This window comes from Lysinibacillus sp. BSL11 (assembly GCF_052928325.1).
The window spans coordinates 119,216-136,009 of record NZ_JAVGCX010000014.1; the positions used below are offsets into that span (position 1 = coordinate 119,216).

The 16,794-nt window shown below is 34.1% G+C and carries 18 protein-coding genes; 11 read left to right on the forward strand and 7 right to left on the reverse strand.

Features of this window, described 5'->3' with window-relative positions; all coding sequences use genetic code 11:
• Positions 1-369: 369 nt before the first annotated feature.
• Positions 370-1,869 carry an SH3 domain-containing protein gene (locus tag RCJ95_RS17330; RefSeq protein WP_274773088.1) on the forward strand — a complete coding sequence of 500 codons (1,500 nt, stop codon included), beginning with the start codon at positions 370-372 and terminating at the stop codon, positions 1,867-1,869.
• A gap of 507 nt (positions 1,870-2,376) precedes the next feature.
• Here the strand turns inward: RCJ95_RS17330 and RCJ95_RS17335 are convergent.
• From RCJ95_RS17335 to RCJ95_RS17345, 3 genes are all read right to left on the reverse strand, one after another.
• Positions 2,377-2,520, reverse strand: coding sequence for a hypothetical protein (locus RCJ95_RS17335; protein WP_255601650.1), 144 nt, complete (start codon positions 2,518-2,520; stop codon positions 2,377-2,379).
• A gap of 269 nt (positions 2,521-2,789) precedes the next feature.
• The gene (locus RCJ95_RS17340; protein ID WP_274773085.1) at positions 2,790-3,011 is read right to left on the reverse strand and encodes a transcriptional regulator; all 222 of its coding nucleotides are present in this window, start codon (positions 3,009-3,011) and stop codon (positions 2,790-2,792) included.
• A 254-nt stretch (positions 3,012-3,265) separates the two neighbouring features.
• On the reverse strand, positions 3,266-3,589 hold the full coding sequence (locus RCJ95_RS17345) for a hypothetical protein (protein ID WP_221682333.1): 324 nt from the start codon (positions 3,587-3,589) through the stop codon (positions 3,266-3,268).
• Between the two features lie 806 nt (positions 3,590-4,395).
• Between RCJ95_RS17345 and RCJ95_RS17350 the strand changes: the two genes are divergently transcribed.
• From RCJ95_RS17350 to RCJ95_RS17360, 3 genes are all read left to right on the forward strand, one after another.
• The gene (locus tag RCJ95_RS17350) at positions 4,396-4,452 is read left to right on the forward strand and encodes a hypothetical protein (protein ID WP_274773467.1); all 57 of its coding nucleotides are present in this window, start codon (positions 4,396-4,398) and stop codon (positions 4,450-4,452) included.
• Between the two features lie 80 nt (positions 4,453-4,532).
• Complete coding sequence (locus RCJ95_RS17355; protein ID WP_221682335.1) at positions 4,533-5,066, forward strand: sigma-70 family RNA polymerase sigma factor; 534 nt, start codon at positions 4,533-4,535, stop codon at positions 5,064-5,066.
• The gene (locus tag RCJ95_RS17360; protein WP_221682336.1) at positions 5,059-6,078 is read left to right on the forward strand and encodes a DUF4179 domain-containing protein; all 1,020 of its coding nucleotides are present in this window, start codon (positions 5,059-5,061) and stop codon (positions 6,076-6,078) included. The genes RCJ95_RS17355 and RCJ95_RS17360 overlap by 8 nt, the downstream gene beginning before the upstream one ends.
• A 600-nt stretch (positions 6,079-6,678) precedes the next feature.
• Here the strand turns inward: RCJ95_RS17360 and RCJ95_RS17365 are convergent.
• Both RCJ95_RS17365 and RCJ95_RS17370 read right to left on the reverse strand, forming a co-directional pair.
• Positions 6,679-7,287, reverse strand: coding sequence for a YpjP family protein (locus RCJ95_RS17365; RefSeq protein WP_036080766.1), 609 nt, complete (start codon positions 7,285-7,287; stop codon positions 6,679-6,681).
• A 1,536-nt stretch (positions 7,288-8,823) separates the two neighbouring features.
• Complete coding sequence (locus tag RCJ95_RS17370; RefSeq protein WP_221679834.1) at positions 8,824-9,405, reverse strand: TetR/AcrR family transcriptional regulator; 582 nt, start codon at positions 9,403-9,405, stop codon at positions 8,824-8,826.
• A 268-nt stretch (positions 9,406-9,673) separates the two neighbouring features.
• Between RCJ95_RS17370 and RCJ95_RS17375 the strand changes: the two genes are divergently transcribed.
• The 3 genes from RCJ95_RS17375 to RCJ95_RS17385 all read left to right on the forward strand — a co-directional run bounded on the left by RCJ95_RS17375 (position 9,674) and on the right by RCJ95_RS17385 (position 11,901).
• On the forward strand, positions 9,674-10,384 hold the full coding sequence (locus RCJ95_RS17375; protein WP_446722581.1) for a DsbA family oxidoreductase: 711 nt from the start codon (positions 9,674-9,676) through the stop codon (positions 10,382-10,384).
• A gap of 115 nt (positions 10,385-10,499) precedes the next feature.
• The gene (locus tag RCJ95_RS17380; protein WP_274773079.1) at positions 10,500-11,162 is read left to right on the forward strand and encodes an SDR family NAD(P)-dependent oxidoreductase; all 663 of its coding nucleotides are present in this window, start codon (positions 10,500-10,502) and stop codon (positions 11,160-11,162) included.
• A 94-nt stretch (positions 11,163-11,256) separates the two neighbouring features.
• The gene (locus RCJ95_RS17385) at positions 11,257-11,901 is read left to right on the forward strand and encodes an NAD(P)-dependent oxidoreductase (RefSeq protein ID WP_427433280.1); all 645 of its coding nucleotides are present in this window, start codon (positions 11,257-11,259) and stop codon (positions 11,899-11,901) included.
• Positions 11,902-12,210: 309 nt separating this feature from the next.
• Here RCJ95_RS17385 and RCJ95_RS17390 read toward each other — a convergent pair whose 3' ends face one another.
• A complete protein-coding gene (locus tag RCJ95_RS17390; protein WP_257522058.1) occupies positions 12,211-12,519 on the reverse strand; it encodes a helix-turn-helix domain-containing protein in 309 nt (102 codons plus the stop codon).
• Between the two features lie 286 nt (positions 12,520-12,805).
• On the opposite strand from RCJ95_RS17390, the gene RCJ95_RS17395 reads away from it, so the two are divergent.
• The 3 genes from RCJ95_RS17395 to RCJ95_RS17405 are packed head-to-tail and all read left to right on the forward strand — an operon-like array spanning position 12,806 to position 14,549.
• Positions 12,806-13,015, forward strand: coding sequence for a spore coat protein (locus RCJ95_RS17395; protein ID WP_446722582.1), 210 nt, complete (start codon positions 12,806-12,808; stop codon positions 13,013-13,015).
• Positions 13,016-13,027: 12 nt separating this feature from the next.
• Positions 13,028-13,390 carry a spore coat protein gene (locus tag RCJ95_RS17400; RefSeq protein WP_446722583.1) on the forward strand — a complete coding sequence of 121 codons (363 nt, stop codon included), beginning with the start codon at positions 13,028-13,030 and terminating at the stop codon, positions 13,388-13,390.
• Between the two features lie 22 nt (positions 13,391-13,412).
• The gene (locus tag RCJ95_RS17405) at positions 13,413-14,549 is read left to right on the forward strand and encodes a zinc-dependent alcohol dehydrogenase (RefSeq protein ID WP_446722584.1); all 1,137 of its coding nucleotides are present in this window, start codon (positions 13,413-13,415) and stop codon (positions 14,547-14,549) included.
• Between the two features lie 84 nt (positions 14,550-14,633).
• Here the strand turns inward: RCJ95_RS17405 and RCJ95_RS17410 are convergent, their stop codons facing one another.
• Entirely contained in the window at positions 14,634-15,419 is a 786-nt protein-coding gene (locus tag RCJ95_RS17410) for a cupin domain-containing protein (RefSeq protein WP_221679846.1), read from the reverse strand.
• A gap of 364 nt (positions 15,420-15,783) precedes the next feature.
• Here RCJ95_RS17410 and RCJ95_RS17415 point away from each other — a divergent pair, with 364 nt between their 5' ends.
• A complete protein-coding gene (locus RCJ95_RS17415) occupies positions 15,784-16,464 on the forward strand; it encodes a DUF1541 domain-containing protein (RefSeq protein ID WP_337975888.1) in 681 nt (226 codons plus the stop codon).
• Positions 16,465-16,794 lie beyond the last annotated feature (330 nt).

Genomic DNA, 16,794 nt, shown 5'->3' on the forward strand with positions numbered 1-16,794 from the left:
TTCTTTTGAATCTTTTTATTTTTTAGTATTTTCATATTACCCTATCTACACCAAAAACAGCTGACGATTCCATCTACTATAATCTGCATGAATATGATAACCAGCAGAAGCAGATTGGGCTGCACTTACTGATTCAAAGCCATATGATACACTTACTCCAAATGAAACAGCTTTTGTTACACTAAAATAGTATCACTATTTACAACCCTTTCACCGAATCAATATATGTTAGGGCTATCATTTATCATTCAAACCTGTTAAATGAAAGAAACATTGAATATTACCCCTATCCCAAATATTGGGTTTATGATAACATATATCTGAATCTTTTAACTTTGGAAAATATGAAAGGAAGTGTAATAACCAGAGATGAAAAAGATATTGAAACCTTTGATTAGTGGTATTGTCATTGGTGCCCTCTCTCTAACTATAAATATAGATAAAAATGTATTAGCTAATGATATTGCAAATACATGTAAGTATGATTCGGCATCGAAGGTCAACCCTGATTATTCAACAATGAACTGTTTGTTAACCGAAACAGCACTGAGTTATAATGTTCCTCCTGAAATTGTGAAGGCAATAGCGGAAGGTGAAAGTGGAAATTGGCGTCATTTCGATATGAATGGTAAAGCGATTGTGACAGCTGATAATGGAATTGGCATTATGCAAATTACAAATCAAGCTGGCTACAATCAAGATAGACTAAAAAGCGATATTGTCTATAATATTCGAGCTGGTGTTGAGACTCTGGATGATATGTTTAAGCGGAAGGATTTGCCTAGCATCAACGGAGGGGAAAAAGATGTATTAGAACATTGGTACTTCGCTATCATGGCTTATAACGGTACTAAGCCAGTAAATAGTCCTTTTGTCCAAGCGACTGGTAAAAGAAATGTAAATGCCTATCAAGAAAGAATTCTCCAAATTATTGAGAAATTAGAATTAATAGACTTAACAGAGCTGCCTTTTAAACGCGAACATTTTCAATATGACTCTAACAGCAGGGAAAATATTAAATTTTCAGCGATGAACTATGATTTTGATTTACCATTAACAAAATCAAAGTACTTTTTTAAAACAAATCAAAAAGTTAGTGCAACAACTAATGTAACAGTTAGAACAAGACCTACTACGGATAGTCCTTCTATGGGTACTTTACGTAAAGGCGAAATTGTTACCATTACGGGCCCTTTTGAATATGAAGCAGTATCAACGAAGAAAAACCATTTTGTTTGGTATCCTGTGAAAAGAAATGATGGGACAGAGGGTTATGTAGCATCAAGTTATTTAAACTACTCAGCTTCAACGCCAACACCTACAACTCCAGTAGGTAGTATAAATATATCAAAGTTCGCTGATTACAAGGCAGACCAGTACTGGGCAGAGGATTTTCAATGGGCAGTCAACAAAGGTCTTATCAGCGGTTATCAAAACGTATACAACCCTGCCACAAAGAAATACGAAAACTTACTGAAACCAAACACAAATTTAACAGAAAATCAGATGTTATCTGTACTTTTCCGTTACTTTAAGTCAGATGAATTAGCTTCAACAAAACCTAGTTCTTCATGGAGTGCAGATGTAAACTATCAACTAGCGAGTAAGTATGCTCTACCAACGCTTGGTGGTAATTCAGCATCTAAACAGGTATATGCAGTCAAAGATATCACACGTGGTAATTTTGCTCGTATCCTAGCATCTATGCATTATGGAAAAACAGTATCTCAGCCAGAAGCCATCCATTTTCTACGTGAATTCGACTTAACAACTACTAAAACGGATGCAGAGTTTAAACCAAATGATTCTCTCACAAGAGCGCACGCAGTGGCATTCTTCCACCGTTATGAGCAAATATTCAATAAATAAATTGCTATATAAGTGAAAAGGTGACTATAAAAGTCACCTTTCTTTTATATGGTTGTCTAAATGGTGCTATAAAGCCCTATGTGGATTACGGGAGAGGCTGTGAAAGCATAACAAAGGGACTTGCATATAGGGTAATCAATCATAAACACAATTCCTATTCATATCGAAGGAAAGTACCCGTTAGCTTATGGATATTGTTTCACATACTCCATGAAAGCCGTCCTTTTTATAGAGAAACGGCTCTTTAGAATTATTTATTTCTTCAAACGATTTAATTTCTCAGAAACATTAAATCTTCTCATTTCATCTTCTCATTACTATGATGGATCAATAATTTTTCTACTTGAGTCTTTAGTGCTTGGTTGGCATAGCGAAGCACGACATCATTGCCAGCAGTTGCTATTTGTACATCACTAAAATATTCATCTACATTAGTCCATCCTATGACCCGTATCTTTTGCTAAACCAACTGTCTTTTGAGATCGAAATACTCTTGGCGTAAATCTTTTAAAAGGGCATCCATTTGGGGAAGAAATACAACTTTAATTTTTTAAATTGTTCCGTTTTTTGATAATCAATCTGTACGGACTTCACTGCTAGTTCAATTAGTAAGTATTGGTGTAACAACTGTTGTTGATCAGGTTTAATCATAATAATCAGCTTCTAATTGAGCTGACTGTATGTTTTGAATAGGAATTCGTTTTGTTTTAAGTAGTGTATCAAGTATGAGTTCATAAGTATTAAAATTATCTTTCATTACTGGAGACGCAGCTTGCACCACCTACCTGGTTGACTAAAATTGCCGACAACTGCGATTGGATCTTTCAGTATATCCAACCCCTCTAACATAGCGGTACAGCTGGCATCGAAGCTTTTCATATCGATACAAATGATTGGTCGATTTGGCATATTCTCGTAGTTTATATAACGCCACGCTCCTTGTAAAAAACTGGAACACCAGCAAGAACACTACTTATTAAAAATGTACGCTTTGTTTGTCTCATGAAACAGAATGCTTGAAATGAATCACCAACGATTTTAAAAATTTTTACTCGCCTTTTTGTTACAGACCCAATTTTAGATACATACATCATGTTTACTAATTGATTACGCTGCATAGCTTTAATCAGTTGCTCTCTCATCACAGTTCCTCCTAATATGTGAAATGTTCCTCATTTATAATCTATAAAAGAACACTTGTTTGTATACGAATCGGAGCAAACATTCGTATTTTGACAAGATAAAATTTCTGGAAATAGAAAATGCCCAGGCTCAAAAATAAATGAGTTCCTGGGCTATTTTCTCAAAATGCGATTTGTTTTAAGAACTTATGTAGCTCTATAAATAGATGTTTGCATCTTCTGTGGGAATAACAAATTACAGAATTGTTGCACAGTTAAAAAATATTAAAATCATAAGATATATAAGTACCATCCTTGAAATGTGCATGAACGACAGCTGTTCCACGCTTAAGTGGTTTAAGCGAGTTATTAGGAGTTAAAGTAACTACATCAAAACCCGAAATAATTTCTATATTATCAGCACCAAAAGTATACATTTGAGCTATTGATAAAGTTTTGTAAAATGAACCCCCAAATTTATCATTTGGTAAATTACAATTTGGACTTGCAGCAGATGCTTGTTGTGTAGTTGTTAATGGTAACGCAAACGCTGATAAAGCTAATGCAGAAGCTAAAACTATTTTTTTAATTTTTTTCATATATAATCACCTTTCTTTATTTGTAATTAACATAAATTGCTATAGCAAAATACCCTCGAGTAACTATTATCCTACCATTCCTGAAAATAATAATTCAATTGAATAATTACGCCATTTTTTGGCGTTCACTCCGTCATTTTTTGGCGGTGCTCAATTAATTATTTTGAAAGTACGCCAAATCACGCCACTTATACTGTCATTATTTGGCGCATTTTTTATTATTTTATATAACAAAAGTAACATTTTTAGTTAAATTCACACTAAAATCCTTGACACCTTCATTTAGTTCATTTCTTATAATCCTCTAATAATTTTCGCAGAATTGTCACTTTTATTACTATGTATTAAAACCAGCTCGACTAAATAGCTTTGCTGATCTTATAGTTTTTAGTATGCTCGTTGCGCAATGATGATCTTCAATCCTTCAAAATTATCACTTGTCATAGTACCTGAATCAAATTTATCAAGCAACGACTTATCGATTTCCCCTTTATCTACAGTCTGTTTGATGTAGTCGCGTACTGCATTTTCAGTTGCTGGATTTGTAAATCTCAATGTTTTATCATCATCTTCTTTAGGTATAGCCCAATTTTAGAATCTCAAAGTGTGGAGCATCAAAATTTCCTGCCTGCCAGTAACCACCCCATTCAATACCTAGTAAGAAGCAACATTCAGAAATTAAATTGAGTAAGCAAAGTGGTAACATCGAGGAAAAGTTAAAAAAATACAGATAAGTAAAAGAACCATGCTATTGAATTACGTAATACTCCGATATAACTGTAAAGGAGATATGTACAATTACAGGAATTAGTCAGGCGGCATTTTATCTTAGGCTAAAGGAAATGGAAAAAGATAATGTATAACAAGTTTAATGTGTTTAATTATTTTGCAACCGATTTACCTCCTCATTCGACTTTATTGTGTAACGGAGAGGAGAAGCAAAATGGATATAGCAAAATTAGTAAAAAAAGCAAAAAAGGGTGATGATGAATCATTTGAACAACTGATAGGTTCTGTTCGACAAAAGCTGTACCGAACAGCCTATGCGTATGTTAGAAATGAACAAGATGCTCTTGATGTCTATCAAGAAACTATTTATACAGCTTATATTTCAATAAAGACATTAAAAAACCCTGAAAGTTTTTCAAGTTGGATTACAAAAATTCTAGTTTTTAAATCGATTGATTTTATTCGGAAAGAATCCCACCATTTTACTACAGATAATGAGGAAATCTTTACTGAATTAATCGCTTCTGAAAATGTTGATTTTATTATGCATTCGATGGATTTATCAGAAGCCTTTAAATTCTTAAATCCAACTGTTAAGACCATTATTTTGTTGAGGTACTATCATGATCTGTCTATCAAGGAAATATCCACCATAATGAATTATCCAGAAGGAACCGTGAAATCACACTTAAATAGAGCGAAAAAAGAGCTAAGACCCATTTTAAAGGAGGGCTATCTTTATGAATAAAGGCAAATTCAATCAATCTATCAACAACATAAATGTACCTATTGAAAAGCTAATGGCAAGGGAGAAGACGGCTATCTTTCAAGGCAAGAAAAAAAGAAAAGTAAGAACCTCAAAACGGTCAATATTGGTTGCGTGTGGGTTATGTATTACTTTGCTTGGTTCTGGATTTGTTTCAACAGGCATGGCAGAAGCATTATCAAATATCCCCCTAATTGGTCCAATTTATAAGGACTTTAGAGACATTGCCTCAGATAAAATTGAACACGATCAACTTACGACAATAATTGATAAACAAGATAGTAAAAATGGCTTAACAATGACTGTAAAAGAAGCAGCTTATGATGGTAGCCGGTTAATCGTAACATTAGTTTACACAGGAGAAAAAGAACTTTCGATGAAAGAAGAAGTTGTTGGCTTTAATTATATAACAATTAATGGACAACCAGTTAAACCAGCGATTAGTTCAACAGGGCAAGTTGACATAAACTCGAAAACAATAATAGAACATCATCAATTTACTTTTTCTAATTATAATGAATATGGAGATAAAATTGAGATTGCGGTGCATGGCGAAGATTTATTTGGCTATGAGGGCAAGTTGAGGGTGGCTTTCCCACTTGAAAAAATTAAAGGTGATGTATTTGAGTTTTATCCAGAAGTTACAACTGAAACTGTCGATGAAGTTTATACATTAACGGCCGACAAAGTAACATTTTCACCTCTATCAACAAGAATAGACCTAACAATTGATTATCCTACTGAAATGGATGAAAACGATAGTTGGCCATGGTTTGATTTCTCTGTAGTCGATGATAATGGTCATGTATATGATAAACTGAAACTACAAGCAGGTATGGCTGGGAACTATGGTCATCATATGGTACTGACTTTGCCTCCAATGGATACGATACCAAAATCATTAACACTCAAGCCCAGTCATACAAATCGAGAAGGTTTTAGCGAAGAAATAAAGGAACTAGAATTGGTCGTTCCTTTAAATAAAAGTAAATAAGGATACAAGCTGTAGCGTGTGCAAACGCTATGGCTTTTATTCACTTGAAAAATCAATTTATTAAATGATATTAGAATAAAATATTTTTTAAAAATATTTTTAAAAAATGAGTAAAATTGTTCATTCAAAACATAATCTAACGATGAATAAAGGATTATTGAAATCGAGCAATTTGTCTCATTTAATTAAATTTATGGAGGAATAAAAGTGTATGCAAAGTTAATTAATCGGATTTTCAGTAGTTAACCCGGTGTCTAAGATGCCAGAAGATAAGCCTTTTACATACAATGGAACTACTTATGTTCCTTTACGCTATATATACTCCGTAGACGACTTATAAAGTTTATGCACATTCATTCGAAAAAGATGAGGTACACGCATCTAATCTCATGGATGAAATCATCAACTTTAGGTTCATTTGAAAAATCTAAGCAAAAAAATGAAGAATTTGGGATACATTTTGAGGTACATGCTTTTCCCTACCTCCCCCTCTCTCTATTTTGTTAAAAATCAACAACTTAATGAAATACAACAAACACTTATATATCAACGTTTTACAATAAAAAAACACCCGTATTCAATACGAGTGTTTCGGGTATTCTATGACAACCACTTAGGTGGTGTGTTTTTTTCCCAATAGATATCGCCAAGGTTGTTGTGTGCCATGAAGTTGTCCTCGACACTGTGGTAATGGAAGTTGTAGTAGTAGCCTTCCTGCGGTCTTTTTTCTGTGCGCACATGGAAGCGAATTAAATCTGTGCCAGTTTCATTGTTGATGACATTGAAAATTTTCTCACCGTAATTACCGCTTGGCCTTTCAGAGATGGTTAAAGATGCAGCAGTTTGATCATCAAGATTAGCCACTGTCATTGCAATGGCTTCCTCCATTTTCGGGAAGATGATGCTGTCGAATTCATTGCTAATTTTTGGACCAATTTTTGTGCCAAATTTTATGTACGATTGTTCTCTAGCTGCATCTACGAGTAAGGCATTATAATCAATTGCTTCCTCTTGTATTTGTAGCTGCTCGTCACTGCTATCATCATGCTCAGCAGCTAAAGCAGTGCTTGTCCCAGATGAGGGGCCGATGGATGCACGGTTCGAAGGATTTTGATCAAATGCTTCCCAAATCTCATGTGTAGGCGTTATTAAACCAAATGTTAAAAACGCAACCATGATGACTATACTTTTCTTAACCCACGTTTTCATTTATTGTCACCTACTCTTTATGTACAAATTGGTAATTCTCCTATTATTATATACGTTCTCGCCATTAAAAGGTTTCATATTTCTATAATTCATTGTACAATATTTATGAATAATGTGTCGTTTTTTTAAAGGAGGTACAAAGCATGAGCATCGCAATGGGTATTGGTCTTTTATTAATGTTAGGTTACTTATCATCTTTATGTTTCACGGACTAATTTTTATATTTTGTAATATGTACCCTACAAAGCCCTAAAAGCCTGTTATATGCAGCTTTTGGGGTTTTTCATTTTTCTTTACATTGCATAGTAACGCAAAATAATGCACAGTTGTGGCTCGTTTTGGGACTATGTTGGGGCTTGTTGGGGCTAATATAATATTAATAATTCTGGGCAGCGTGTAAGCAATTTTCAATTTTGGTATTAACTCAATTTTCCGAAAAATTTGCTAATCTAAAATTTTATAATTTCGGTGAAGTTAAGCAAATAAAGTTATTTGTATTTATTAATAAATCAAATAACCCTATTGCATGGTGCTACCATTCATAAAATGTATTGAGATACGATTTTAAAAGCTAGTATATTAAACTATGATGGTGAACCAAAAATTACTTTTCATGATTTACGTCATACCCATGCAACAATTTTATTAACAGCGACCAGAACTTAAAAGCTATTGCTCAGCGCTTAGAGAATACACCAGCAATGATTTATGAAATTTACGGCCATGTAATGAAAGAATTAGAAGAACAATCAGTGGAGGTTTTCAGTAGAAGTTTGGAATGCGGAACTGGTGTTGCTTTGAAATAAAGTTTGAGCAAAAATACTCTGAAACCCCTTATTTTACGTTAAAGTAAGAAGAATCCCTTTTGAAAAAAGATTAATCAAAAGGGATTTTTCTTTAGCAGTTTTAAGTTAGGTTGTTATAAAAAAGTTTGATATTTTCTACCTGTTTTGCTCAACAATATTGCCCGATTGGTAAATATCAAGCCTTTTACTTAGCTGATCATTAAAAACCAGCCCTCTTATGTGCCACTTTTTATATCAAAAATTATCAGTTGAATAATTAACTATTACGCATACAGTCCCATTGGTTTTCGCACCTCAGAGTGTTCAGAAAGAGCTACTTTTTTGTTAATCTTTTAACACTAATTAATAGCTACACATTTCACAAAAGCCGATGCGTGTTGGCACACTCGGCTTTATTTGTTTTCTGTATCTTATCAATCCTTCTTTTTCTAGTTCTGATAGTACTCTAAAGCTTTTACAGTTTGCTCGCGATATCCTCCACCATCATAAAAAAAGAACAATGTTCCCTCCCTGTACTCCTTTTAATACAGTATCAACAATTTTATTTACACATGGGTTTTTCCAATCTAATGTGGTGCCAAGACCACATCACTACTTTATAACCCTCTTTTACAACTGCTTTTATCATCGCATCTGTATACTGTCCCTCAACATCAGTTATATTTTAAATAAAATTACTTTCTGCCTATGCTGTTTTACAATTGGGTACTTAAATAATAACTGAGTTTCATTAATAGAAATACTCACTTATTCCATTTGTGAATATTGGAAGGGATTTAGTCACTAGCTCTTCTGCTGAAATAGGTCTTCCATTATTATTCCACGTGTATGTTGCTCCGTAGATCCCCCAACTTAGTATAGTAGATAGGGTTGCTACAAATTGTTTATCTCCAATTAAAATGGTATTTTTAGTTTCTTTTAACACAAGATCAGCTATTAGCTTCTGTAACTCTTCTTTAATTTTACTTTCTATAATTGTTCCTAAAGAATTATAACCTTTATGGCATAAGTCGCTTAACTCTTTATGGTGATCACACATAGCTAGGAAAATGTTTGCAAGGACTTCCTCATTGAATCCACTGTGATTATTAATTCTTTTTTTTAATTTGTCTGTAAAAGTATTGGTGATTGTAGAATGTAACAACTCAAATTTATCTTCAAAGTGCGCATAAAATGTAGCGCGGTTAATAGTAGCTTTTTCAGCGATATCGCGTACCGTTATTTGGTTGAAGTCTTTTTCGCTAGTTAATGAAATAAATGCGTCTACTATCAATTGTCTTGTGCGAAGTATTCTCGGATCATTTTTTTCCATATCGTTTTTCTTCTCCTTATTGGGCTACATAATGATGTTTAAAAACGACAATATTACAGAAGTGTTGTGTAAACAACTTATTAGCCATTTTGGTGGTTGTTAATACTTCTATTTCATAATATCATAACTTAAACAACCAGTGTTGCCTAAATTACAAGTGTTGTTTTTCAAACCCAAAATGGTTCTGTTTTGTTTAAATCGCAGACGGAATAAATAATACATTAATCAATTTAGGCGAGAAAACTTTAAAAATAAGGAGGTTCAAAAGATGAAAGTAGAGATTTGGTCAGATTTTGTATGCCCGTTTTGTTATATGGGCAAACATAACTTTGAAATAGGGTTAGAACAGTTTGAACATAAAGAAATAGTAGAAGTAGTATTTCGTAGTTTTCAATTAGATCCATATGCGAAAAAAAACACAGGTATGGATATCCATCAAGTTTCATCTTCCAAGCATGGTATCCCATATGAAAAAGCAAAAGAAAGGAATAATAAGTTGAAACAGCATGCGAAAAAGGTGGGGTTAGATTATCAATTAGATACAATGATTCCTACGAATTCATATGATGCACTTCGACTTTCGTATTATGCAAAAGAGAATGGGAAGATGGAGGAATATATGGATCGAATTATGAAGGCTCACTTCACGGATTCACTAGATATCGGTGACCCATCAACACTTGCCCAACTTGCAAATGAGTTAGGTCTTAATGCCAACGAAACTTTGAATGTTTTAGCAAATGATAAATATAGCGAGAAAATTGCAGCTGATAAAGCCGAAGGAATAAAAATTGGGGTTCAAGGCGTTCCCCTTTTCGTGGTGGATAACAAATATGCCATCTCAGGTGCGCAATCTAACCAAGTATTTTTAGAAACATTACAACAGGTTTGGAAAGAAGATTACGCGAATAATAAAGCTGAAGAGCAATTAGAGCCATCACTTGATAATTATTGTTCAGATGGAACATGTTCAAAATAAAGTTAAGAATAAAATCATTTTTATTTTGCTAAAGATCAAAAGGCGATCACATAAGGTAGTATTCAATAATGATAAAAATTTTTTGAAAAATTTGGAACTATGGAGGAATAAAACTATGAAAAATATTGTAATTGTTGGTGCAGGACCTGGATTAGGAATGTCTATTGCTAAAAAATTCGGACAAAATGGATTTCGTGTGGCGCTTATTGCCCGAAATGAAGAAAAGTTAAACCAACTGGTTAATGAATTAGAAGTAATAGGAGTTGAAGCAGTAGCATATCAAGCAGATATATTAAATAAAGCAGAAATTGGTTTAGCATTTGCAAAGATCAAAGAAAATTACGGATTTATTGATGTGCTTGAATATAGCCCTACTCCGAGTATCGATACAGTAGCAAATGCTTTGGAAGTAACGGAAGAAAATGCATTTTACCAATTTCAATTCAATGTTATGGGTGCAATATCAAGTATTCGAGAAGTCCTTCCAGATATGTTGGATAAACAAGAAGGTGCTTTGTTATTTACGACGGGTGCTGCCGCAATGAATCCAGTACCAATGATGGGTAATGTCGGAATTGCTGTTTCTGGCCTTCGAAATTATATATTAAATTTGAGCAATGAATTAAGGGACAAGGGTATTTATGCTGGGCATGTTTCGATTGGTATCTGGATGCAGCCAAATTCAGGAGTACAAGACAAAATCGCTGACATTTGGTATGACATGTATACCAAAAGAGATCGAGTTGAAGAATTAGTTACTGATGATTATGTGTCATAAAAGAGCCTTTAAGAATAAATTGACACGAATTTTGGTATAGAAATTAGATGCATTTTATTTAGGAACATAATACGCTCGAGGTGGTAGGAAAGGAATGAACATAACTATTTTTGGGGCAAGTGGGGCAATCGGTCATCTCCTAATGGAAATTGCATTAGACAACGGAGATCTTGTTACTGCTTATGTTAGAAATACTAAGAAGATCAAGATAAATCATTCGAATTTACGGCTTGTAAGAGGGGAACTCTCGGACACACCAGCCATTGAAACTGCAGTTGCAGAAGCTGATGTTGTAATTAGCACAATGGGGCCCCCGAATGATATATCTCGAAAGCTTAAAGGTACGCCAATTGCCGACGGACATGACCGGATTATCATAGCAATGAAGAAGTTCAACAAAAGGAGATTTATTACTCTAGCAACACCGGCCTTACAATCGAAAGATGATAAGAAAAACTTATCGACAGTTTTGCCAAGAATATTGGCAAAACTCTTCTTACCAAACGGTTATGCTGAAATGAAGAAGATGGAAAGGATTATTAAGCAATCCAACTTAGATTGGACTGTTGTAAGAATTATTAATCCTAATATAAAACACAATGGGCAACTTTATGGTTATTCGATTGGAAATCAATCGGCTAAACTGTCTGTCTCTAGAGAGAATGTAGCAAAATTTATATATTCCACTATTGGACAAGGCACGTTAATAAGAAAAATGCCCATTGTTTATAATAATTAATCTATCTTTTAACGGTAACCTCTTGCGGATATCATACCCGAAGAGGTTACTTTTTATCAAATTTTATTAATGATCCATCTTTATTTTAAATAATCGAACTTTGTTTTAAATAATCAATCTTTTTTATAACTCTACAATATGCAGCTCTTTTTTCTTTATTGAACTAACGAAGCAGTTTAATTCAAATAATCACAAATGAAACTTTAAATGGAAATTAACGACTTATTATGGAAAGAAGGATACTTATGAGGTTAAAATACTATTTCTTTTCAGTAGTAATAGTTTTTTTGTCAGGTTGCTCCAATGCTATTAACAAATCATCAGCAGATTGTTTTTTTGGATACCAATACCACATTTAGTTAACACTTCCATTTGTGAATAATTCCGTTGAATGTAGTCCTCCACAGCCGCTAACTTTAACTCTTTTGAATAGAATTTACATGAAGTCGCTTCTTGTAATCTTTCACGTCCACCTGCCTCAAATTTCATTTTCCATCTATGAAAAGTTTGATGATCTAATGAAAATCTTTCACACAATTCATTTATAGAATAGTGACCTTCTTCGAACAATTGAAGGATATGTAGTTTCAACTCGAGTGAATGTTTGCTTTGCCCCATAAAAAATACTCCCCTTAAATAAACAGATTTTATTTTTTAATCTGTCTACCTATTATATGCTATTCCGCATTTTCTTTAGACAAAGAGAAAAATGCCTAAAACTAATTTTCATAAGGTTTCAAGCACATAAGTAATGTAATAAATGGGTTGAGTGAAAATAATGGAAGAAATTCAATTTTAAATCAGATTTTAGCTATCAATATAGTTTTTTAATCCAATGAGAATTTGTATAAATAACTTGCTAAAGGGAAGACTTTTTAAAGAAAATTATGGAGGTGCGAATTACGTGTTTGAGAAAAAATTAGCACTTCATGAAACCATGGAATTTCATGAAGTCATTAACTTTATGACAACTAGTTTACTTAAATCGAAGCTGAGTCAAGGTGTGGTCTTTGATGATGATTTAAGAGCGTTATTGGACAAAAATGTAAAATTATCTACCCCGGCACTCACTGCTATGGTTAAGCTCTCCTCAAAATCGGAATTGGAATATTAGGAGGACAATTGTATGCAAGACTATTTAGATCCTATAAATTCAGTTGGGATGCCTGAACTAACTGATTCGGGGCTTGCTCTTGAGTTTTTACTTACAACCAAAACGGGTATTCGGAATCTTTCAATTGCCTTAACAGAAACAGCTTCTCCTGCTCTTCATAAAATCTTGAGAACTCAGCTGGATGTCATGGTCGATTTATATTTCGAAATTTCTGAACTGATGGTAAAAAAAGAATGGCTGAAGCCTTATGATCTTGCAGGTCAAAAAGAACTGGATATTAAATCTGCAGAAAATGCGATTAATATTGCCCAGTTGGATTTATTCCCTAAAGATATGAATCGAAAAGGAATGTTCCCTACCTCACCGAAAAAATAAACGAAAATGAGGGATTTTTTTAATGAAAGCTGTCACTTTTCAAGGTGTAAAAAATGTTGAGGTTAAAGAAGTACAAGACCCTAAAATAAAAAAAGCCGATGATATTATTGTTCGTTTAACCACAACTGCCATTTGCGGATCAGACTTGCATTTGATTCATGGTATGATTCCGAATCTTGGACAAGATTATGTCATTGGTCATGAACCAATGGGTATTGTAGAAGAAGTTGGAAAAGATGTGACGAAGGTTAAAAAGGGTGACCGGATTGTCATTCCTTTTAATATTGCATGCGGGGAATGCTGGTACTGCAATCATGATCTGGAAAGTCAATGTGATAATGCAAACGATAATGGCGAAATGGGTGCCTACTTTGGTTATTCAGACACAACAGGCGGTTTTCCAGGAGGACAGGCAGAGTTTATGCGGGTGCCCTATGCCAATTTTATCCCTTTCAAAATTCCAGAGAAATCAGAAGTACCTGATGAAAGTCTTGTTCTCCTTGCCGATGCCGCCTCTACTGCTTTTTGGAGTGTAGATAATGCTGGTGTGAAGAAAGGAGATACTGTTATTATTCTTGGCTGCGGACCTGTTGGACTGCTAGCACAAAAATTTGCTTGGTTGAAAGGAGCAGAAAGAGTAATTGCAGTTGACTACATCGGGGATCGTCTGAAACATGCAAAGAAGACAAATAACGTCGAAATCGTTAATTTTGAAGACCATGAAAATTGTGGTGAATACTTGAAAGAGATTACCAAGGGCGGTGCAGACGTTGTCATTGATTGCGTAGGGATGAGCGGAAAAATGACGCCTCTAGAATTTCTTGCAAGTGGGATAAAACTTCAAGGTGGTGCTATGGGAGCCCTTGTCACGGCCAGTCAAGCTGTACGTAAAGGAGGAACAATCCAAATTACCGGTGTATACGGCGGTCGATACAACGCCTTCCCACTCGGAGATATATTCCAACGCAATGTAGCGATTCGTACTGGACAAGCCCCAGTTGTTCATATCATGCCTCATGTCTATAACTTAATGGCTGAAGGAAAAGTGAATGTCGGTGATATCATTACACATGTTCTCCCTCTTGAAAAAGCAAAACATGCATATGAAATATTCGATACAAAGCAAGAAGGTTGCATTAAAGTGGTTTTAAAACCCTAAATAGAAGAGTTTAGGTACTTTTGTCTCTGTATTGCAAAAGTACCTTAAAGTCTTTTACCTGTATCCATTATCTTTAAAGTTTTTCTACATATTTTTGCTTTGTTGTAGAAGTTTAGATTCCCCTGTCCGTTCCCATTCTTCCACTGTCTCATATGCCTCTACTGGAGAATATCCTTTACCTACTAGAACTCCCATAAGAATAAATTCCTGAAGAATGTGTGTTGGATTTACTCCTCTTTGAACATCCTCTAATCCTTCATTTACCAAGAATTCCGTGTACCGCACCCATTCATCTGGAGTCTTGCCAGAAATAACTGTATTTCCATTACTATTATTTTTATCCTTTTCACTAGCCATTGCTACAGCTTTAGTAGGGTGAACGGTTCCAAACGGATGGTTAGGCGGAGCATAGATAGAATAAAGTTTTAGTGGGACACTACCTATATTTGTTAAATTATGCCATGTTCCAGCAGGGATAAAAATAGCAAAATCATCATGGACATTTCTTTTAAAGGTTAAATTATCTTTACTCTTGCCCATTTGAGTTACCCCTTGACCCTGCTCTATACACAAGAATTGATCCACATTAGGATGCATTTCTAATCCAATATCTTCTCCGGGATTTAGACTCATTAATGTTAGCTGTAAATGCTTTCCTGTCCATAAAGCTGTACGATACGTATTGTTTTGCTTTGACGCCTCGTTAATATTAATAACAAATGGGTTAGCTCCATAATCTTTTAACATTATTTCATTAGAAGCATGACCATAAGGGTATGTCCAGTAATTCGGGTATTCCATATAATGATGGATTGATATATTTCCATAATAAGGGATTTGGTGTGGATATCCGTTAGATTGATAATACATTTAATTCATTCCCTTCACAGATTCATCATATTATCATATGCAATTGTTTTAGAAACGTCTTTCATTAAAAATTAGTTTTATGTATATCCAAAAAAACAAGAAATTTTGTCAAAGTAGCAATGATTACTGTTAAAGAAAATTTCCCCATATATCTATTAAATTTTTTAGGTTTTTTGCATTGTTGAAGATTTTAGAATACCCTGTACTTTCTCATTCCTCGACTGTCTCATATGCTTTTTCAAGAGAATAGCCTTCTCAGCCCTCATTATATATGAATGCTTTTTAAAAGTGTTAGGCTAAAAAACAAACATATTGACTAGCTAACCGTATACTAGCTTAGAAAGAGGAATGGAGGCAATCTAATATGCAAAATGGTAGCGGTCCGATGGGAATGAATTTAACTAGTGACACTCATCTAATAGAAGACGTTTCAAGAGCAATTAATTTAGAAGTTCATGCTTATAATTTTTATCAAAGATTAATTCAATTAACTCCCAATGAACAGTTCAGACAGATTATTTTAAGAATACAGCACGATGAAATAAAGCATTATCATTGGTTCACAATGATTTTAAGGATGATGGGTGGACAAGAACCACAAATTACGTTTGGGGAAATACCAAGAGATTTTAAAGAAGGTGTCCAAAAAGCGATTCAAAATGAATTAGAGGCTTCTGCTTATTATCAGGATATTGCATCAAAAGCAACAACTCATTATGTTCAAATGCACTTTATACATGCCTCACATGATGAACAACGACATGCAACTTGGTTACAAAATATATTGATGATGGACAATATGAAAATGAATCATTCAAGTTCAGGAGAAATTCTAGAAGGTTTAAAGGTAGCTGAAAATCCCGCTTTCCCAATAGGAAGTAAAGCTATTATAAATGCTGAACATATGCCTAACATGAAAGGAGCTGAAGCTACAATCATAGGTGCTTATGATACAACTGTGTATATGGTAGATTATATTTCTACTACAGGAGAAATGGTTAAAAATCATAAGTGGTTAGTAGAAAGTGAACTATCACCAAAATAATTCGGTATTATTTTACTGATTGTACAGAAAACTTAATAATTGATAAAAAACCCTCCTCAAAAAGAAGGACTTTAATCAATTATTGAGCCAACTTTCTATACATTTCCGCACATTTGCAACAAATTTTTGCATATTCTTGGCAATATGCATATTGAAATTTTCAACAATGCTATGCACATGATTCACAAATTTCTGTACATATGTTGCAAAATTTGCTTAGTAATAGCACTATTACAAGACATTAACGCCACCGCTTGTAAACAAATCTCTGTACAATCATTTAACCTTTCCAAGCAATTAATAATCAACAACAATATTCAAAATATCTTC